Source organism: Pantoea sp. GM_Pan_3, assembly GCF_026541045.1.
Taxonomy (GTDB): Bacteria; Pseudomonadota; Gammaproteobacteria; order Enterobacterales; family Enterobacteriaceae; genus Pantoea; species Pantoea anthophila.
Map to the genome: position 1 here is coordinate 443640 of NZ_JALNVA010000003.1, position 18889 is coordinate 462528.

Annotated in this window: 18 protein-coding genes, 1 tRNA gene and 1 rRNA gene; 14 read left to right on the top strand and 6 right to left on the bottom strand. The window is 55.4% G+C overall.

Going from position 1 to position 18889, the window contains the following annotated elements; genetic code table 11:
* Nucleotides 1-6: 6 nt before the first annotated feature.
* The 4 genes from mreD to csrD form a co-directional block, all read right to left on the bottom strand.
* Nucleotides 7-495 (bottom strand): rod shape-determining protein MreD, encoded by a 489-nt coding sequence (gene mreD, locus OXR04_RS12590; RefSeq protein WP_009087513.1) that lies wholly within the window; start codon nt 493-495, stop codon nt 7-9.
* Nucleotides 492-1514, bottom strand: a complete 1023-nt coding sequence (mreC, locus tag OXR04_RS12595) for a rod shape-determining protein MreC (protein WP_009087515.1) — start codon at nt 1512-1514, stop codon at nt 492-494. The genes mreD and mreC overlap by 4 nt, the downstream gene beginning before the upstream one ends.
* Before the next feature lie 147 nt (nt 1515-1661).
* A complete protein-coding gene (mreB, locus tag OXR04_RS12600) occupies nt 1662-2705 on the bottom strand; it encodes a rod shape-determining protein MreB (RefSeq protein WP_003855260.1) in 1044 nt (347 codons plus the stop codon).
* 311 nt (nt 2706-3016) lie between these two features.
* The gene (csrD, locus tag OXR04_RS12605; RefSeq protein WP_058956523.1) at nt 3017-4966 is read right to left on the bottom strand and encodes an RNase E specificity factor CsrD; all 1950 of its coding nucleotides are present in this window, start codon (nt 4964-4966) and stop codon (nt 3017-3019) included.
* Between the two features lie 284 nt (nt 4967-5250).
* Here csrD and msrP point away from each other — a divergent pair, with 284 nt between their 5' ends.
* The 14 genes from msrP to OXR04_RS12675 all read left to right on the top strand — a co-directional run bounded on the left by msrP (nt 5251) and on the right by OXR04_RS12675 (nt 18399).
* Nucleotides 5251-6255 carry a protein-methionine-sulfoxide reductase catalytic subunit MsrP gene (msrP, locus tag OXR04_RS12610; RefSeq protein ID WP_140029577.1) on the top strand — a complete coding sequence of 335 codons (1005 nt, stop codon included), beginning with the start codon at nt 5251-5253 and terminating at the stop codon, nt 6253-6255.
* A gap of 3 nt (nt 6256-6258) precedes the next feature.
* A complete protein-coding gene (msrQ, locus tag OXR04_RS12615) occupies nt 6259-6861 on the top strand; it encodes a protein-methionine-sulfoxide reductase heme-binding subunit MsrQ (RefSeq protein WP_046102638.1) in 603 nt (200 codons plus the stop codon).
* A 232-nt stretch (nt 6862-7093) separates the two neighbouring features.
* Nucleotides 7094-7546, top strand: a complete 453-nt coding sequence (gene aroQ / locus OXR04_RS12620; protein ID WP_009087521.1) for a type II 3-dehydroquinate dehydratase — start codon at nt 7094-7096, stop codon at nt 7544-7546.
* A gap of 25 nt (nt 7547-7571) precedes the next feature.
* Complete coding sequence (gene accB, locus OXR04_RS12625) at nt 7572-8033, top strand: acetyl-CoA carboxylase biotin carboxyl carrier protein (RefSeq protein WP_009087523.1); 462 nt, start codon at nt 7572-7574, stop codon at nt 8031-8033.
* Nucleotides 8034-8044: 11 nt separating this feature from the next.
* Nucleotides 8045-9394 carry an acetyl-CoA carboxylase biotin carboxylase subunit gene (gene accC / locus OXR04_RS12630; protein ID WP_009087525.1) on the top strand — a complete coding sequence of 450 codons (1350 nt, stop codon included), beginning with the start codon at nt 8045-8047 and terminating at the stop codon, nt 9392-9394.
* A gap of 73 nt (nt 9395-9467) precedes the next feature.
* A complete protein-coding gene (locus OXR04_RS12635) occupies nt 9468-9710 on the top strand; it encodes a YhdT family protein (protein ID WP_009087527.1) in 243 nt (80 codons plus the stop codon).
* Entirely contained in the window at nt 9700-11145 is a 1446-nt protein-coding gene (gene panF / locus OXR04_RS12640) for a sodium/pantothenate symporter (RefSeq protein ID WP_046102624.1), read from the top strand. The genes OXR04_RS12635 and panF overlap by 11 nt, the downstream gene beginning before the upstream one ends.
* A 16-nt stretch (nt 11146-11161) precedes the next feature.
* Entirely contained in the window at nt 11162-12043 is an 882-nt protein-coding gene (prmA, locus tag OXR04_RS12645) for a 50S ribosomal protein L11 methyltransferase (RefSeq protein ID WP_265138089.1), read from the top strand.
* A 367-nt stretch (nt 12044-12410) separates the two neighbouring features.
* Complete coding sequence (dusB, locus tag OXR04_RS12650; RefSeq protein WP_009087532.1) at nt 12411-13376, top strand: tRNA dihydrouridine synthase DusB; 966 nt, start codon at nt 12411-12413, stop codon at nt 13374-13376.
* Between the two features lie 23 nt (nt 13377-13399).
* Entirely contained in the window at nt 13400-13696 is a 297-nt protein-coding gene (gene fis / locus OXR04_RS12655) for a DNA-binding transcriptional regulator Fis (protein ID WP_003855228.1), read from the top strand.
* 544 nt (nt 13697-14240) lie between these two features.
* A complete protein-coding gene (locus tag OXR04_RS12660) occupies nt 14241-15266 on the top strand; it encodes an amino acid ABC transporter substrate-binding protein (protein WP_009087536.1) in 1026 nt (341 codons plus the stop codon).
* A 68-nt stretch (nt 15267-15334) separates the two neighbouring features.
* Entirely contained in the window at nt 15335-16513 is a 1179-nt protein-coding gene (locus OXR04_RS12665; RefSeq protein ID WP_267369867.1) for an amino acid ABC transporter permease, read from the top strand.
* A gap of 9 nt (nt 16514-16522) precedes the next feature.
* On the top strand, nt 16523-17629 hold the full coding sequence (locus OXR04_RS12670) for an amino acid ABC transporter permease (protein ID WP_267369865.1): 1107 nt from the start codon (nt 16523-16525) through the stop codon (nt 17627-17629).
* Between the two features lie 8 nt (nt 17630-17637).
* Nucleotides 17638-18399, top strand: a complete 762-nt coding sequence (locus OXR04_RS12675) for an amino acid ABC transporter ATP-binding protein (RefSeq protein ID WP_009087542.1) — start codon at nt 17638-17640, stop codon at nt 18397-18399.
* Nucleotides 18400-18657: 258 nt separating this feature from the next.
* On the opposite strand, the gene rrf is transcribed toward OXR04_RS12675, so the two are convergent.
* Nucleotides 18658-18773, bottom strand: a 5S ribosomal RNA gene (gene rrf / locus OXR04_RS12680).
* Nucleotides 18774-18807: 34 nt separating this feature from the next.
* Nucleotides 18808-18883, bottom strand: a tRNA-Thr gene (locus tag OXR04_RS12685).
* Nucleotides 18884-18889: the final 6 nt, after the last annotated feature.

Here is an 18889-nt window from a genome sequence, read left to right on the forward strand (position 1 = left end):
ATTTCCTTATTGAACAGCAAACTGACGACGAATTTTTCTCATTAACAAGAATAGCCAGGGCCAGAGAATACCGTCGACAACACTGCTCCAGAAAATTTCAGGTCGGAATGAAACGTTGATTACCAGGAATTCAGCCCAGAAGACGATGACATCCATCGCCAGTGACAGCACCATAACCATTAACGCTTGCTGCCACAACGCTAAGTTGCGGAATAACTGGAACTTAAAGGCGATAAGGTAGGCGATGATGCTGAGCGCCAGGGCACGCACGCCGAGTGTGGACCCGGCGATCAAATCCATGATAGCACCGAGCATAAATCCGGTGCCGACATTGACCCGGTGCGGCAGTGCCAGCACCCAGTAGATCAGAATCAGCAGCAGCCATGAGGGGCGGAACATGTAGATCTCATCCGGCCACGGCATGATCTGCAGGATCAGCGCAACCAGGAAAGAGAGCCAGATGACCCAACGTCCCTGGCTGCGATATCGACTCAAGGCTGGCCCCCGCGTGAACGCGTGGTGCTGCTGCTCTGTCCGCTGCTACTACCGGAAGGGGCCGGCGGGCCCATCTGTGCAGAAGGCGCAGGCGGTCCCATCTCCCCGGCAGGCGGTAACACCTGCGGCATCATCTGCATCAGACGTTCGTTCGCGACGCGATGCACTTCATCCTGCGGTAACGGCATATCGCCATTGCGATCCGCTCCCCACAGCAACAGCAGGTAGCGCAGACGCTGCAGACCGGCTGTCGGATGCGCCTGAATCACCGTGTAAGCGCGCTGGGTATCCACTTTAACAGAGGAGACCACGCCCACCGGATAACCTTCAGGGAAACGTCCCCCGATGCCAGAGGTGACCAGCACATCACCGACGCGAATGTCTGTGTTGCCCGGCAGATGCTCAAGCTGAAGATCTTCAGTACAGCCGTTACCGGCGGCGATCACACGGATATCATTCCGCAGCACCTGAATCGGCAGCGCATGGGACGCATCACAGATCAGCAGAACGCGGCTGGTCAACTGCCCAACGGCGATGACCTGCCCCACCACGCCCTTATCACTGATGACCGGCTGACCTTCGTAGACACCGTTTACGCTGCCTTTATCGATCACCACCTGGTCGGTGTAAGGGTCGGTGCCGGTAGAGATCACCTGCGTCACCATCTTTTGCTCATCCTGACGCAGCGGTGAACCCAGCAGTTCACGCAGGCGTGCGTTTTCCTGCTTATATTGCCCCAGCATTAGCAGGTTACTGTTTTTCAGGAAGAGCTCACGACGTAACGCTTTGTTTTCCTGCTCCAGTTGCTGACGGGATGCCAGCGACTCTGAGACGCCGTCCAGCAGCTGACGTGGCCCATTCGCCAGGAAGTAAAACGGACTGACCGACGTATCCAGATAGTTGCGTATTTGGGTAAAAGACCCCACACGACTGTCGGCGATAATGATGGCAATCGCCACGACAACCGCCAGGAAAAGACGCAACTGCAGGGAAGGCCCCCTGCTAAAAATCGGCTTCATATAATCTGCGTGATCCTCGACAACGGGTAAGGAAGCGGCGGCTGACCACCGCGCTTCCCTGGGCTGAACGCACTGTACCGGCCAGATTTCGCCGGTTCACATGCTACTCCCCTGCATGATCGTTGCGTTCTTAACCGGTTGAGGCAATTATTCTTCGCTGAACAAATCGCCGCCGTGCATGTCGATCATTTCCAGCGCCTTGCCGCCACCGCGTGCCACACAGGTCAGTGGATCTTCAGCAACCACAACCGGAATGCCCGTCTCTTCCATCAGCAGGCGATCCAGGTTGCGCAGTAACGCACCACCACCGGTCAGCACCATGCCGCGCTCGGAGATATCCGAGGCCAGCTCAGGCGGACACTGCTCAAGGGCAACCATCACCGCGCTAACGATACCGGTTAACGGCTCCTGCAGCGCTTCAAGAATTTCGTTGGAGTTCAGCGTGAAGCCACGCGGTACACCTTCTGCCAGGTTACGGCCACGCACTTCAATTTCGCGGACTTCATCGCCCGGATAAGCTGAACCGATCTCATGCTTAATACGTTCTGCCGTCGCTTCACCAATCAGTGAACCGTAGTTACGACGCACATAATTAATAATAGCTTCATCGAAGCGATCGCCACCAATACGGACAGAGGAGGAGTAAACCACGCCGTTCAGTGAGATCACCGCCACTTCCGTGGTACCGCCACCAATATCGACTACCATTGAACCGGTCGCTTCGGAAACAGGCAGGCCTGCACCGATTGCGGCAGCCATAGGCTCTTCAATCAGGAAGACTTCACGCGCGCCTGCGCCCTGAGCGGATTCACGAATCGCACGACGTTCTACCTGGGTGGCACCGACGGGAACGCAGACCAGCACGCGTGGGCTGGGACGCATAAAGCTGTTGCTGTGAACCTGCTTGATGAAGTGCTGCAGCATCTTTTCGGTAACGAAAAAGTCAGCGATAACGCCATCTTTCATCGGACGAATAGCGGCGATATTGCCTGGCGTACGGCCGAGCATCTGTTTGGCGTCATGACCTACGGCCGCGACACTTTTCGGCGAACCGGCACGATCCTGGCGAATAGCGACCACGGAAGGCTCGTTCAGCACGATGCCCTGTCCTTTTACGTAAATCAGGGTATTCGCGGTACCCAGGTCAATGGACAAGTCATTGGAAAACATGCCACGAAATTTTTTAAACATACTAAGGGATAATCCTGCAAGCTGGGGGCGGAAAATAAAATCCGCTTACTTTACCAACCACACGAAGCTGCCACAAGGCGCAAAAACGTTCTGCTTCGGTGAAAAAAGAGGCCTGATTGCGTTTAAGTCATCTGAACCCGTAACAGAAATCGGCAGAATGGCGACTAGACGCCATCACTCCTGCTTTTCTCCGCCTTTCGCCTTTCCATTCCCGACATAAAATTTAACATTTCCGGCAGTCGGGTTGTGGGTGCAGACGAGACTTAACATGACAAAAAAGCGCTAATTGCCGTCATCAGGACGGCAATTCATCAAATACGGTAACGTTGGGAATACTTCTTCACGTTACTGTTAACCGGAAGCGAAGGGGCAAAAAAGTCACCCTGCCCGCCTGCTATACCCAGCGACACTAATGTTTGCCACTCCGATCGGGTGCGAACACCGGTGGCAAACACCTGAATGCCGGTGGATTTACAGACTTCCAGCAGACTCTGCACAAACAGCTGATTTTCAGTGCGCCGCTCAATGTTGCGCACCAGGCCGGCATCGAGCTTGATCAGCTCCAGCGGCAGCTGCCGGATATAGGCACTGCTCACCACGGTTAAACCGGCCTGATTCACCGCCACCCGACAACCAAACGCCTTAAGCGCACGGAATACTGGTGTTAAGCGGTTGATGTGTTGACAGACATCTGCCTCGGCAAGTTCAAATAAAAATCGTTTTCTTTGTCCTTTCGGGCACTGCAGCAGCATATTCTGCAGCCAGAGCACAAAGGGTCGTTGCAGGAGTGAGGACATCGTCAGCGGGATGACCAGGGTCTCTTCCGGCCAGAGTTCAGACAGGGCCGCAATGCGGGTCATCAGCTGGCGATCCCAGGCATCCGCCATACCCAGCTGCTGCACCAGCGGCATATATTCGGCGGCCAGCACCTCTTTGTCGCCATCGAAGATGCGGGTCAGCATCACCCGGTGCTGCACTTTGCCTTCAATATTGACGGCAGGTTTGTGATAGAGCCGCGGACCACCCCGGCTGAGCGTATTCTCCAGCAGGGTACGCCAGCGTACACTCCCCCGCCCGGCGTCCTGCGGATTGCCTGCACCGTTGGTCCAGTTGTTGCCGCCCAGTAACGCCGCGCGGCGGGTGGCCATTTCGGCATTCTCCATCACCTGCGGCACGGTCTGCCCGCTGTGCCACGCGCTGATGCCGATGTGAATCAAATCATCACGGTTCACCTGACGCATCGGCGGCAGTGAATCCACCGCATTGATCAGCTGGTCGGCAATGCTGTTCGCCTCTTTAAGGCTGCGATGCGGCAGCAGCACGGCAAAATCACTGCGGAAATAGCGCGCCAGCAGCGCCCCTGGGTAGCGCAGCACAAAGGTAGAGAGCATGTTGACGAAGTTAAAGAGGTACTCGTCGACCAGCGCGGGCTCCAGCGTCTCCTGCAGGGTATCCAGATCGGGCAGCCGCACCATCATCACCACGCCGTGGGTGCCCACATCTTCCTGATCTTCCAGCAGCGTCGCCAGCTGATTGTCGAAAAAGAGTCGGTTGTTGAGGCCGGTCCGGCCATCCTGGGCGGCAAAGGTGCGGATAAGCGTGTCGATACGCACGCGCTGTTCGGCGGCTTCCTGCACATCCACCAGCAACAGATCCAGCGCGCGGCTCGCCCTGGGCGGCCACTCATCCACGCCGCGCTTCGGCATGACGCCGCGTTCGCCGTTGATAATCGCCTCGGCCCGCACTTCGAGATGCTCCATGCCACGCCACTGACGGCTGAGCCAGCGATGCATCATCAGCAGCATCAGACTCATGACCAGTATGATGGTAAACAGAATACCCAGCGTCGAAGTGCCGGTGATGGAGCGTAGCCAGGTTTTGGCAGGATCGAGGGTGACAACCCGCAGCTGTAAGCCGGTCTGATGCATCAGCGGCACCTCGAACTGGATAAAGCGGTTGGGTTCATCTTCCAGCATCGGGTTTTCATGACGGGAGAGCGTCAGGAGCGTCTGTCTGCCGTTGTGCAGTAAAATCTGCTCCGCATTCATGATTGGCATGATCGACGTGAGCCAGGTATGCAGCTGATCCGGGGTCTGGGTGAGCATCGCCTGATCCACCTGGACCGCCAGGATCTGTGCCCGATGTTCCACGCGCTGATGACTGAACCAGAAAAAACTGAATGCGCAGCCAGCCAGCATCAGTGACATGGCCAGCAGGCTAAGAAAGGTAATAAACGCAGATAATTTTGTGGTTAATCGCATCCCTGTGCCTGTATTACTGCGGTGATAACCGGATCACCCAACCTTGTACCGTCAGCCTGACGAAAACGCGAGCAAAATAGCATAATTTACCGCTGACGGCAGTGCCCGGACGCCAGAAGCCGAAGTATATCGTCGGGATTGTCTCGCTGACGTGAACCCCGGCACTTTTCAGTGCATTCTCATCGCCCCGCCCAGCCAGGAAATTTCACATTTTCGCAGCGAAAGTGGCCGACATCAGCGATAGTCATCATGCTGGTCGATAAGAATCTGTCTGGAGAAGGCCCATGAAACGTACACCCTGCCTGACTGAAGCCGACGTTACGCCGGAAAGCATCTTTAATATGAAGCGCCGCCAGGTGCTGAAAACGCTGGGGCTGAGCGCCGCGGCCATCGGCGTGCCTGGCGTGGCAAACGCCGACATTCTCAGCTGGTTCAAGGGAAACGATCGCCCGCCAGCGCCGGCAGGCCGCCCGCTGGACTTTACTAAACCGGCGCAATATCAGGCCGATCTGACCCTGACCCCGGCGGATAAGGTCTCCGGCTATAACAACTTCTATGAGTTTGGTCTGGATAAGGCCGATCCGGCCGCCAATGCCGGCACGCTGAAAACCGAGCCCTGGAAGCTGACCATCGATGGGGAAGTGGCGAAGCCCGTGACCCTGGATATGGATGACATCTTTAAACGGTTCGCCATGGAGCAGCGGATCTATCGCATGCGCTGCGTGGAGGCCTGGTCGATGGTGGTGCCCTGGATTGGCTTCGAACTGAACAAACTGATTTCGCTGGCCGAACCCACCAGCAAAGCGCGTTTCGTCGCCTTTCAGACGCTTTACGATCCTGAGCAGATGCCGGGCCAGAAAGATCGCTTTATTGGCGGTGGTCTCAACTATCCCTATGTCGAAGGTTTGCGTCTGGATGAGGCGATGCATCCACTGACGATACTGACGACTGGCGTCTATGGCAAAGCGCTGCCCCCGCAGAATGGCGCACCGATTCGCCTGACGGTGCCGTGGAAATATGGCTTCAAAGGGATCAAATCGATCGTAAAAATCACGCTGACCAGCAATCAGCCGCCGACCACCTGGAACCAGATTGCCGCTGATGAGTATGGTTTTTACGCCAACGTGAATCCCCACGTTAATCATCCGCGCTGGTCGCAGGCCACCGAGCGTTTTATCGGCCCTGGCGGCAGCCTGAAGGTCGAGCGTCAGCCGACCCTGCTGTTTAATGGCTATGGCGAGCAGGTCGCCTCGCTCTATCGCGGTCTGGATTTACGGGAGAACTACTAGGTGGTGCGCCTGTCGTTAAAACAGATAACCGGTTTAAAGGTGATCCTGCATCTGGCGGCCCTGCTGCCGCTGGTTTATCTGATTTTTGCCGCGATGCAGGGCGGGCTGAGTGCCGATCCGGCGAAAGATATTCAGCATTTTACCGGACGAATGGCGCTGAAACTGCTGCTGGGAACGCTGCTGGTCTCACCGCTAGCGCGTTACGGCAGGCAGCCGCTGTTAATCCGCACCCGCCGCCTGCTGGGCGTCTGGACATTTGTCTGGGCCTCACTTCATCTGCTGAGCTATTACCTGCTGGAGCTGGGTGCGGACAATCTGCGTCTGCTGGGCAGCGAGCTGATCTCCCGTCCCTATCTCACGCTGGGCATCATCAGCTGGTTTATCCTGCTGGCCCTGGCGGTGACCTCGTTTCAGCGCGCGCAGCGCAGGCTGGGAAAACGCTGGCAAACCCTGCACAACGCGGTCTATCTTGTCGCGATCCTGGTGCCGGTTCACTATATCTGGTCGGTAAAAATCCTGTCACCCCAGCCACTTATCTACGCCCTGCTTGCTGCGATACTGTTAGCCTGGCGTTACAAAAAGTTTCTCAAATGGTGGCCCCGCTAGGCCCTCACCCGTTGTTTTCCGCTGCTGTTTTCTGATAAAAGATGTGGCCCGCAGGCCACATCCGATCATCTTCGCAGATAAGACCAGTATTTTGCTGCGAAATGACACGAAACGGATATAATGCCCGGCTTTATTGCTCGTCGGGTCTTCTTTTTCACCGTGAAAGGTGACAAATGGAGATTCGCAAGGTATTTTACGCGATGCCTCAATGATTGCGGGAGATGGCAGCAAGATGGCGCATAAATTACATATTCTGCTTTTAAACGGACCCAACCTGAACCTGTTGGGAACGCGTGAACCTGAGAAATATGGTCATACCACGCTGCGTCAGATCGTTGACGATTTAACGCATCAGGCAGACCAGCTGAATGTGGAGTTGAGCCACCTGCAAACCAACGCTGAATTTCAGCTTATTGATCGCATTCATGAGGCCAAAGGCAATGTGGATTACATCATCATTAATCCTGCCGCGTTTACCCATACCAGTGTCGCACTGCGTGATGCCCTGTTAGCGGTAGAAATACCGTTTATCGAGGTTCATCTCTCCAATGTGCATGCACGCGAGCCCTTCCGTCATCACTCCTATCTTTCTGATGTCTCTGCTGGCGTGATTTGCGGGCTTGGCGCTGACGGCTACACATGGGCTTTACAAACGGCAGTAAAACGCCTGTCTCAAACTAATTAATCAAACTGAGTACGGAACCCCACTCATGGATATTCGTAAAATTAAAAAACTGATCGAACTGGTTGAAGAGTCTGGCATTTCTGAGCTGGAAATCTCTGAAGGTGAAGAGTCCGTTCGCATCAGCCGCGCACCTGCAAACGCAGGTTACCCGGTTATGCAGCAGGCTTACGCTGCACCGGTACAACAGCCTGCGCTGGCCACCGCTGTGGCCCCTGTTGCAGCCGTTGCCGAAGCCGCACCGGCTGAGATCAGCGGTCACATCGTGCGTTCACCCATGGTAGGCACCTTCTACCGCACGCCGAGCCCGGATGCGAAAGCCTTTGTGGAAGTCGGTCAGAAAGTGAACGCGGGCGATACGCTGTGCATCGTCGAAGCCATGAAAATGATGAACCAGATCGAAGCTGACAAATCCGGCGTGGTGAAAGCCATTCTGGTTGAAAGCGGTCAGCCGGTCGAATTTGACGAGCCACTGGTTATCATCGAGTAACGGGGCAGATCATGCTGGATAAAATTGTTATTGCTAACCGCGGTGAGATCGCGCTGCGCATTCTTCGTGCCTGTAAAGAACTGGGCATCAAGACTGTTGCGGTTCACTCAAGCGCGGACCGTGACCTGAAGCACGTGCTGCTGGCAGACGAAACCGTCTGCATCGGCCCGGCGCAGTCAGTCAAAAGTTACCTCAACATCCCGGCGCTGATCTCTGCTGCAGAGATCACCGGCGCAGTGGCGATTCACCCAGGCTACGGCTTCCTTTCTGAGAATGCCGATTTTGCCGAGCAGGTTGAACGCTCTGGCTTTATCTTTATCGGTCCGAAAGCGGACACCATTCGCCTGATGGGTGACAAGGTTTCTGCGATCAACGCGATGAAGAAAGCGGGCGTCCCGACCGTTCCAGGCTCTGACGGTTCGCTGACTGATGATATGGAAAAAAACCGTGCCTTTGCTCAGCGCATCGGTTATCCGGTCATCATCAAAGCGTCCGGCGGCGGCGGCGGTCGTGGTATGCGCGTTGTGCGCAGCGACAAGGATCTGGAACAATCCATCAACATGACGAAAGCGGAAGCCAAAGCGGCTTTCAACAACGACATGGTTTACATGGAAAAGTATCTGGAGAATCCTCGCCACATCGAGATTCAGGTACTGGCCGATGGTCAGGGCAACGCCATCTATCTGGGCGAACGTGACTGTTCCATGCAGCGTCGTCACCAGAAAGTGGTCGAAGAGGCGCCAGCGCCAGGCATTACGCCGGAACTGCGCAGCTTTATCGGCAACCGCTGTGCCAAAGCCTGTATCGAAATTGGCTATCGCGGCGCAGGCACCTTCGAGTTCCTGTATGAAAACGGTGAATTCTACTTCATCGAGATGAACACCCGTATTCAGGTGGAACATCCGGTGACCGAGATGATCACCGGTGTCGATCTGATCAAAGAGCAGCTGCGCATTGCGGCTGGTCAGCCACTGTCGATCAAACAGGATGATGTGATCATTCGCGGACATGCGGTCGAGTGCCGTATCAACGCCGAAGATCCGGTAACCTTCCTGCCAAGTCCGGGTAAAATCACCCGCTTCCACGCGCCAGGCGGTTTTGGCGTGCGCTGGGAGTCGCACATTTACTCCGGTTACACCGTGCCGCCTTATTATGACTCCATGATTGGCAAGCTGATCACCTATGGCGAAACGCGTGACGTGGCGATTGCCCGCATGAAAAATGCCCTGGCGGAACTGATCATCGACGGTATCAAGACCAACGTCGACCTGCAGATGAAAATCATGTCCGACGAGAATTTCCAGCACGGTGGAACCAACATCCACTATCTGGAGAAAAAACTCGGCTTGCACGAGAAGTAATTGCAACGCTGAGTCAGTCAGAGGCCGGTTAATCCGGCCTTTTTCTTTTGCCGCTGGGCGTTAAGGTTGAATCATGGATGCTCGTTTTATACAGGCACATAAAGAGGCGCGCTGGTCGCTCTATCTCACCCTGCTCTGGCTCGCTGTCTGGGGGCTTTCCGCCTGGCTGGGTGGCAATGACACCGGCATCACCGGTCTGCCGCGCTGGTTTGAACTCTCCTGCCTGTTTGCCCCCCTGTTCTTCATTTTTTTGTGCTGGCTGATGGTGCGGGTGATTTTTCGCGACATGCCGCTGGAGGAGAAAAATGAACAGTGAAATTATCCTGCCGCTGCTGATCTATCTGGTGCTGATCGCCGCACTGTCGGTATTTGCCGTTCGCAAACGGCGTGAAGGCAGTTTCCTGACGGAATATTTCCTCGGCAGCCGCTCCATGGGCGGATTTGTGCTGGCAATGACCATCACCACGACCTATATCAGCGCCAGCTCATTTATAGGCGGGCCCGGTGCCGCCTATAAATATGGGCTGGGCTGGGTGCTGCTGGCGATGGTGCAGGTGCCCGCTGTCTGGCTTTCGCTGGGGGTGCTGGGGAAAAAGTTCGCCATCCTGGCGCGTCAGCACAATGCGGTCACGCTGAATGACATGCTCTATGCGCGCTATCGGAGCCCGCTGCTGATCTGGCTGGCGAGTCTGAGCCTGCTGATCGCGTTTATCGGTGCCATGACGGTACAGTTTATTGGCGGTGCGCGGCTGCTCGAAACCGCTGCCGGTATCCCCTATGACACCGGCCTGCTGATTTTTGGCGGCACGATCGCCCTCTACACCGCGTTTGGCGGCTTTCGCGCCAGCGTACTTAATGACGCTATGCAGGGCGTTGTGATGCTGATTGGCACCTTCCTGCTGCTGTTCGCGGTGATTCATCAGGCGGGCGGTCTGAGCACGGCGGTTCAGAAACTGCATGACATCGACCCCGCACTGCTCTCACCGCAGGGACCGGGAGAGGTTATCACCCCAACCTTCCTCAGCTCATTTATCGTGCTGGTCTGCTTTGGCGTTATCGGGTTGCCGCACACGGCGGTGCGCTGTATCTCCTACAGGGACAGTAAGGCTGTCCATCGGGCGATCATTCTGGGCACCATTGTGGTGGTGGTGCTGATGCTGGGCATGCATCTGGCCGGTGCGCTTGGCCGGGCGGTACTGCCAAATCTGACCGTGCCGGACAGCGTCATTCCGACCCTGATGATTACCGTGCTGCCGCCGTTAGCGGCCGGACTGTTTCTGGCCGCGCCCATGGCTGCCATTATGTCGACGATTAATGCCCAGCTGCTTCAGGCGTCGGCGACGCTGATCAAAGACCTCTATCTGCGGGTCGCCCCGCACCAGATGGAAAATGAGGCGCGGCTGCGACTGTTATCTGGCACCATTACTTTCGCCCTGGGTCTCCTGCTGCTGATCGCGGCATGGAATCCCCCCGATATGATTATCTGGCTTAACCTGCTGGCCTTTGGTGGGCTTGAAGCGGTCTTCCTCTGGCCGCTGGTTCTCGGTCTCTACTGGGAACGCGCCAATGCCGCAGGTGCCATCACCGGCATGGTGGTGGGTGGTGGCTGCTATGCGTTTCTGGCGAGCCTGAAACTGCAGATTCTGGGCTTTCACCCCATCGTGCCCTCCCTGCTTCTGAGCCTGCTGGCTTTTTTAGTGGGCAACCTGTTTGGACGCGCGCCGCAACCGGTCGACGCGCCGCAACATTGACGGAAAGAGAAACGTTATGCCGTGGATTCAAATCAAAATTAACAGCTCAGGTGAACACGCGGAAACGCTGAGCGATGCCCTGATGGATATCGGTGCGGTCTCAGTGACCTTCCAGGATACGCACGATACCCCGGTTTATGAACCGCTGCCGGGAGAGACCCGCCTGTGGGGCGACACCGATGTTATCGGCCTGTTCGATGCTGAAACCGATATTAGCCTGATTACCGCCGAGCTGGCGCAGCATCCGCTGTTAGGCGCCGATTTTCGTCACCGGATCGAGCAGATCGAAGACAAAGACTGGGAGCGCGAGTGGATGGAAAACTTCCATCCGATGCGCTTCGGTGAGCGCCTCTGGATCTGTCCGAGCTGGCGCGATGTGCCGGATCCGGACGCGGTCAACGTCATGCTCGATCCAGGCCTGGCATTTGGCACCGGCACGCATCCGACAACCTCCCTCTGCCTTACCTGGCTTGACGGGCTGGATCTGGCGGGCAAAACGGTGATCGATTTTGGCTGTGGTTCAGGGATCCTGGCGATCGCGGCGCTTAAGCTCGGCGCGGCTCAGGCAATCGGTATTGATATCGATCCGCAGGCGATTCAGGCCAGTCGCGACAACGCTGAGCGTAACGGCGTGTCCGATCGTCTGTCGCTCTATCTGCCCCACCAGCAGCCTGAAAACCTGCAGGCGGATGTGGTGGTCGCCAACATCCTGGCCGGTCCGCTGCGTGAGCTGGCACCGCTGATCAGCGTGCTGCCTAAGTCTGGCGGTCACCTCGGCCTGTCAGGCGTGCTGGAGAGTCAGGCGGAAGGTGTCTGCGAAGCCTATGAAAGTCAGTTCACGCTTGACCCGGTTGCGGTGAAAGAGGAGTGGTGCCGGATTACCGGCATCAAATCCTGAAGTCCGCCTCCGCCGTAGCTCACGGCGATGCCGGTAGCCGGCACAACGCGGCTAAACAGCACAATCAGCCAGCCCGCAGCGTAAGTTGCGGGCTTTTCCAGGCAGGCATGGAGAGTTGTACCGTTAATCACGGCATGTGACGTTTTTTATCTGGCGAATTGCCGTACTTTTCTGGAAAAACTTTTGTTCACAATTTCAGCATAAATTAGTAAATCATTGATATTAAAGTGTAATTAAAAACACACCCGATCATCACCCGGATTTCATTGATCTTTCTTGCTGATTGTTCAAAGTTTGGCCTTTCATCTTCCTGCAAAAATGCGTAATATACGCCGCCTTGCAGACACAGTATGGCCATTCTGACTTCATGCGTATTGGAAACCTCCAGCTGAGAAATCGACTGATTGCGGCGCCTATGGCCGGTATTACCGACAGGCCATTCAGGACGCTGTGTCACGAAATGGGCGCAGGTATGGCAGTTTCTGAGATGTTGTCTTCGAACCCCGAAGTCTGGGCCAGTGACAAATCTCGTTTGCGCATGGTTCACAGTGATGAGCCAGGCATTCGCGCCGTGCAGATTGCCGGTTGCGATCCCAGCGAAATGGCGCAAGCTGCACGCATTAATGTCGAGGCTGGTGCACAGGTTATCGACATCAATATGGGATGCCCTGCCAAGAAGGTTAACCGCAAAATGGCGGGGTCAGCCTTACTGCAATATCCCGCCGTGGTGGAGTCCATTCTCTCCGCAGTGGTTAATGCAGTGAACGTGCCGGTTACGCTGAAAATTCGTACTGGCTGGGATCCTGAAAACAGGAACTGTGTCGCGATTGCCCAATTGGCTGAACGCTGCGGTATACAGGCTCTGACGATACATGGCCGCACTCGTGCCTGCCTGTTCAACGGAGAAGCTGAATATGACAGCATTCGGACAGTTAAGCAGAGTGTTTCCATTCCGATTATCGCGAATGGAGACATAACTGACCCGCATAAAGCCAGAGCGGTGCTCGACTATACAGGGGCCGATGCTCTGATGATAGGACGCGCTGCTCAGGGAAGACCGTGGATCTTCCGGGAAATCCAGCATTATCTGGACACTGGGGAGCTGCTTGCTCCGCTGCCACTGGCAGAGGTCAAGCGCTTGCTTGTTTCGCATATACGTGAGCTGCACGACTTTTACGGTTCAGGCAAGGGATACCGTATAGCGCGAAAGCACGTCTCCTGGTATCTGCAGGAGCACGCCCCGAATGACCAGTTTCGGCGCACATTCAACGCCATTGAGGATGCCAGCGAACAGCTGGAGGCGTTGGAGGCATACTTCGAAAATCTTGCGTAACGAAATAAAGAGCTGAAAGAACTATGTTCGAACAACGCGTAAATTCTGACGTACTGACCGTTTCTACCGTTAACTCACAGGATCAGGTAACTCAAAAACCTTTGCGTGATTCGGTTAAACAGGCACTGAAGAACTATTTTGCTCAACTGAATGGTCAGGATGTGAGCGACCTGTATGAGCTGGTTTTGGCTGAAGTCGAGCAGCCTCTGTTGGACATGGTGATGCAGTATACCCGTGGCAACCAGACCCGCGCTGCCCTGATGATGGGTATCAACCGCGGTACGCTGCGTAAGAAATTGAAAAAATACGGCATGAACTGATTCTGAGTTCTGTCTGTTAATCACGCCAGCCTTCGGGCTGGCGTTTTTATTTGTGCGGTATGGCACAAAGCGGTGACCTCAGGGATGAAACAGTTGCCTCTCATATGGTAACTATAGTTGCAATCGCAGACGTGATATTTCGCCCTCTCTTTTTCCTCCTCCCAGCCGGGATTACAGGCTGACCTGAATGCCCTGCCCCCTGACAGCGCCCTTCCGCTCCGGGTGTGTGACTTTCCGCGCATTAAAAAAGTAACGTGTCTCCTTCATACATGCCTGCCTGCGCGAAGGCTCACATTGCTTCCATATAGTGAAACTATTTGCACTAAATGTGATCGGGTCGACTCGCTTTGCTTCCTTTTGGTGCGCCATATTAGCGGAACTTTCTAAGTGCTTCCGATTATTAACCGTTCTTTCATACAAATTCAGGCTCCTGCAAACCTGGCATCAGCTTTGCAGAGTCGTGAATGGCTGACCGCCACAGACAGGAAAACGCACACTAAAGTGCGCAAACATAACAATACGATCCCGCCACACAGGATGCTTTATGAAAAAGATGATGCTCTCTACGCTGATCGCTGCCGCCTCGCTGGTTGCCGTTACTCAGCAAGCACACGCCGGCGCCACACTGGATGCAATTAAGAAAAAAGGTTTTGTTCAATGTGGGATCAGTGACGGCTTGCCGGGCTTCTCCTATGCGGATGCCAGCGGCAAGTTCACCGGTATCGATGTGGATGTGTGTCGGGCAACGGCTGCTGCTGTGTTTGGCGATGCAACCAAAGTGAAATACACCCCACTGACCGCGAAAGAGCGTTTTACCGCGCTGCAGTCAGGCGAAGTGGATGTCCTTTCTCGTAATACCACCTGGACCTCCTCGCGTGATGGCGGCATGGGCTTCCTGTTTGCGGGCGTGAACTACTACGACGGCATCGGCTTCCTGACTCACCAGAAAGCGGGCCTGAAAAGTGCGAAAGAGCTGGATGGCGCGACCGTCTGTATTCAGGCAGGCACCGATACCGAGCTGAACGTCGCGGACTTCTTTAAAGCCAACAAAATGCAGTACACGCCGGTCACCTTCGACCGTTCAGATGAATCAGCCAAAGCGCTGGACAGCGGCCGCTGTGATACCCTGGCTTCTGACCAGTCTCAGCTTTACGCACTGCGCATTAAGCTGGGCAAACCGGACGAATTCATTGTGCTGCCAGAAGTGATCTCCAAAGAACCCCTGGGGCCACTGGTGCGTCGTGGTGATGATGACTGGTTCACCATCGTGAAATGGTCGCTCTTCGCTATGCTGAATGCGGAAGAGATGGGTATCAACTCGAAGAATGTTGATCAGATGACAGCCAAGCCGACCACGCCAGATATGGCGCATCTGCTGGGTGCTGAGGGTGACTTTGGTAAAGATCTGAAGCTGGATAATAAGTGGGCCTACAACATCATCAAGCAGGTGGGCAACTATCAGGAAAGCTTTGATCGTAACGTCGGTAAAGACAGTGCTCTGAAGATCGCACGCGGTCAGAACGCGCTGTGGAACCAGGGCGGTATTCAGTACGCTCCGCCGGTACGTTAACAGACCTCGCCAATCGGGCACCGCCTTCTGCGGTGCCCTGCCACAGCTTTCGTTACTGAGGTTTCAACATGTCACAACGCCCAACCGTGAAAAGGGATTTTTCATTTGGTAATCCCACGGTTCGCGCCTGGATTTATCAGTTCATTGCCGTTATCGCAGTGCTTGGTGTGGTGGGTTATCTGGTGCATAACACCATTATCAACCTTGCCAATCGCGGCATTACATCAGGATTTGGTTTTCTCGAGCGCACTGCCGGTTTCGGTATCGTTCAGCATCTGATTGAGTACACCGAGGACGATACCTACGCGCGCGTGTTTCTGGTTGGCTTAACCAACACACTGCTGGTCTCGGCACTCTGTATCGTTTTCGCCTCCATTCTCGGATTCGCGGTGGGATTATCCCGCCTTTCTGACAACTGGCTGCTGCGGAAACTCTCGACCATCTATATCGAAACCTTCCGTAATATCCCGCCACTGCTGCAGATCTTCTTCTGGTACTTTGCGGTATTGCGCAATCTGCCTGGCCCACGGCAGGCGCTGAATGCGTTTGACCTGGCCTATGTCAGTAATCGCGGGCTCTATGTGCCGTGGCCGACCTATGCTCCAGGGAGCTGGCCGTTTGTTATCGCGCTGCTTCTGGCCGTAGCCATCAGCTATGGTCTCTACCGCTTCAACCGTCAGCATCAGCTGAAAACCGGCGAGTTACGTCGCACCTGGCCTGCCGCCGTTGCGATGCTGATTCTTTTTCCGGTGCTGGCGCATCTTGGGTTTGGCGCCGCAACGCACTGGGATGTGCCGCAGCTGCGCGGATTCAATTTCCGTGGTGGCTCGGCAATGATCCCGGAGCTGGCGGCACTGACGCTGGCCCTGTCGATCTATACCTCGTCGTTTATTGCGGAAGTGATTCGCTCCGGGATCCAGTCGGTACCGCACGGTCAGCACGAAGCCGCACGTTCGCTGGGTCTGCCGAATCCGGTGACGTTGCGTCAGGTGATCATTCCTCAGGCCATGCGCGTGATTATTCCCCCGCTGACCAGTCAGTACCTGAACATCGTGAAGAACTCCTCACTGGCCGCGGCTATCGGATATCCCGATATGGTGTCGCTGTTTGCCGGCTCGGTCCTGAACCAGACCGGCCAGGCCATCGAAACGATTGCTATCACGATGGGCGTGTACCTGATCATCAGCCTGCTGATATCACTGCTTATGAATGTCTACAACCGCAAAATTGCGCTGGTTGAGCGTTAAGAGAACGGGATGACTATGTCTGTAACTACGCATGAAACGACCCCCGTCCCGACGACGCCGGTCAGTCGCGCCTGGCTTTGGGCGCGTAAAAATCTCTTTTCCAGCTGGTTTAACACGTTACTGACGCTGTTGTGCATCTGGATAATCTGGCATGTGATCCCGCCTGCGCTGAACTGGCTGGTCTTTCAGGCTAACTGGATCGGCTCCACCCGCGCCGATTGTACGAAAGAGGGCGCCTGCTGGGTCTTTATCCATGCCCGTTTCGGTCAGTTCATGTATGGCCTCTATCCGCATGAGTTGCGCTGGCGTATCAACCTGGCGCTGATCGTTGGCCTGGTGTCGATTGTGCCGATGTTCCTGAAGAGCCTGCCCTTCCGCGGGCGCTATATTGCTGCCTGGGCCGTCATCTATCCGGTGATTGTCTGGTTTCTGCTGTATGGCGGCTATCTGGGACTGGAGCGCGTTGAGACACGCCAGTGGGGTGGATTAACGCTGACGCTGATTATTGCATCGGTTGGGATCGCGGGCGCACTGCCGCTGGGGATTCTGCTGGCTCTTGGCCGTCGCTCCCGTATGCCTGTGGTGCGCACGCTGTCGGTTATCTTTATTGAGTTCTGGCGCGGCGTGCCGCTGATTACCGTGCTGTTTATGTCGTCGGTGATGCTGCCGCTGTTTATGTCTGAAGGCACCACCATCGATAAGCTGGTGCGCGCCCTGGTTGGCGTCATTCTGTTTCAGTCCGCCTATGTAGCGGAAGTGGTACGTGGGGGATTGCAGGCGTTGCCGAAAGGTCAGTATGAAGCGGCTGAGTCTCTGGCGCTGGGTTACTGGAAAACCCAGATGCTGGTGATCCTGCCACAGGCACTGAAGCTCACCATCCCCGGGCTGGTAAATACCATCATCGCTCTGTTTAAAGATACCAGCCTGGTCATCATCATTGGTCTTTTCGATCTGTTCAGCAGCGTTCAGCAGGCCACGGTGGACCCCACCTGGCTGGGCATGTCGACCGAAGGTTACGTCTTCGCTGCACTGGTCTATTGGATCTTCTGTTTTAGCATGTCGCGCTACAGCCAGTATCTGGAAAAGCGCTTTCACACCGGGCGTACATCGCACTGAGGTTTTACATGACTGACTCTATGACACACTCTTCCGACGCGTTGATGATTTCGCTTGAGAACGTGAATAAATGGTACGGACAATTCCATGTACTGAAAGACATTAACCTGCAGGTTAAGCCGCGTGAACGCATTGTGCTTTGCGGGCCTTCTGGTTCCGGCAAATCGACCACGATCCGCTGTATTAACCATCTGGAAGAGCATCAGCAGGGACGTATTGTTGTTGACGGTATTCACCTTAACGATGATATCCGTAACATTGAACGCGTGCGCACCGAAGTAGGAATGGTCTTTCAGCACTTTAATCTGTTTCCGCATCTGACGGTCCTGCAGAACTGCACACTGGCCCCGACGTGGGTGAGAAAGATACCTAAAAAAGAAGCCGATGAGCTGGCTATGCACTATCTGCAACGCGTGCGCATTGCGGAACATGCACATAAATTCCCCGGTCAGCTTTCGGGTGGTCAGCAGCAGCGCGTTGCTATTGCCCGTTCACTCTGCATGAAGCCGAAAATTATGCTGTTTGATGAGCCAACCTCGGCACTGGATCCGGAGATGGTAAAAGAGGTACTGGATACCATGATTGGTCTGGCAGAGGATGGGATGACCATGCTGTGCGTGACGCATGAGATGGGCTTTGCCCGCACCGTTGCGGACCGGGTGATCTTTATGGATCGCGGTGAGATCGTTGAAATGGCTCCGCCGCAGGAGTTCTTTGCGAATCCTAAATCGGAGCGGACCCGGGCGTTCCTGTCTCAGGTTATTCACTGACCGGCACTACCCCTCGCTATTTTACAACCCGGCCTGGTGCCGGGTTTTTTATGGCCCGAATAAAGGTCAGTAAAGGGGTTTCGGGCTGGGCTGGGCTGGGCTGGGCTGGGTAGCACAGGAGCACAGGAGCACAGGCGCACAGGCTGAGGCGACGACACTTTTTCTTCCTAATGATAACCGGAAAAGGCGCTACTCCGTTTTCTGCAGCCACAACGAAAAAAGCCCTTCGCATACGCGAAGGGCTCTCTCTTATTTGATGCCTGGCAGTTCCCTACTCTCGCATGGGGAGACCCCACACTACCATCGGCGCTACGGCGTTTCACTTCTGAGTTCGGCATGGGGTCAGGTGGGACCACCGCGCTACAGCCGCCAGGCAAATTCTTTTCTTTACCGAACTCGTGTCTTAACTGGTGCTGATACCCAGAGTCGAACTGGGGACCTCACCCTTACCAAGGGTGCGCTCTACCAACTGAGCCATATCAGCACACTA

Coding starts and splice junctions, on each gene's coding strand:
- accC (WP_009087525.1), top strand. CDS start 8,045: ATGCTGGATAAAATTGTTATTGCTAACCGCGGTGAGATCGCGCTGCGC.
- dusB (WP_009087532.1), top strand. CDS start 12,411: ATGCGTATTGGAAACCTCCAGCTGAGAAATCGACTGATTGCGGCGCCT.
- msrP (WP_140029577.1), top strand. CDS start 5,251: ATGAAACGTACACCCTGCCTGACTGAAGCCGACGTTACGCCGGAAAGC.
- csrD (WP_058956523.1), bottom strand. CDS start 4,966: ATGCGATTAACCACAAAATTATCTGCGTTTATTACCTTTCTTAGCCTG.
- mreB (WP_003855260.1), bottom strand. CDS start 2,705: ATGTTTAAAAAATTTCGTGGCATGTTTTCCAATGACTTGTCCATTGAC.
- fis (WP_003855228.1), top strand. CDS start 13,400: ATGTTCGAACAACGCGTAAATTCTGACGTACTGACCGTTTCTACCGTT.
- panF (WP_046102624.1), top strand. CDS start 9,700: ATGAACAGTGAAATTATCCTGCCGCTGCTGATCTATCTGGTGCTGATC.
- mreC (WP_009087515.1), bottom strand. CDS start 1,514: ATGAAGCCGATTTTTAGCAGGGGGCCTTCCCTGCAGTTGCGTCTTTTC.
- prmA (WP_265138089.1), top strand. CDS start 11,162: ATGCCGTGGATTCAAATCAAAATTAACAGCTCAGGTGAACACGCGGAA.
- aroQ (WP_009087521.1), top strand. CDS start 7,094: ATGGCGCATAAATTACATATTCTGCTTTTAAACGGACCCAACCTGAAC.
- OXR04_RS12660 (WP_009087536.1), top strand. CDS start 14,241: ATGAAAAAGATGATGCTCTCTACGCTGATCGCTGCCGCCTCGCTGGTT.
- OXR04_RS12635 (WP_009087527.1), top strand. CDS start 9,468: ATGGATGCTCGTTTTATACAGGCACATAAAGAGGCGCGCTGGTCGCTC.
- OXR04_RS12670 (WP_267369865.1), top strand. CDS start 16,523: ATGACTATGTCTGTAACTACGCATGAAACGACCCCCGTCCCGACGACG.
- OXR04_RS12675 (WP_009087542.1), top strand. CDS start 17,638: ATGACTGACTCTATGACACACTCTTCCGACGCGTTGATGATTTCGCTT.
- accB (WP_009087523.1), top strand. CDS start 7,572: ATGGATATTCGTAAAATTAAAAAACTGATCGAACTGGTTGAAGAGTCT.
- OXR04_RS12665 (WP_267369867.1), top strand. CDS start 15,335: ATGTCACAACGCCCAACCGTGAAAAGGGATTTTTCATTTGGTAATCCC.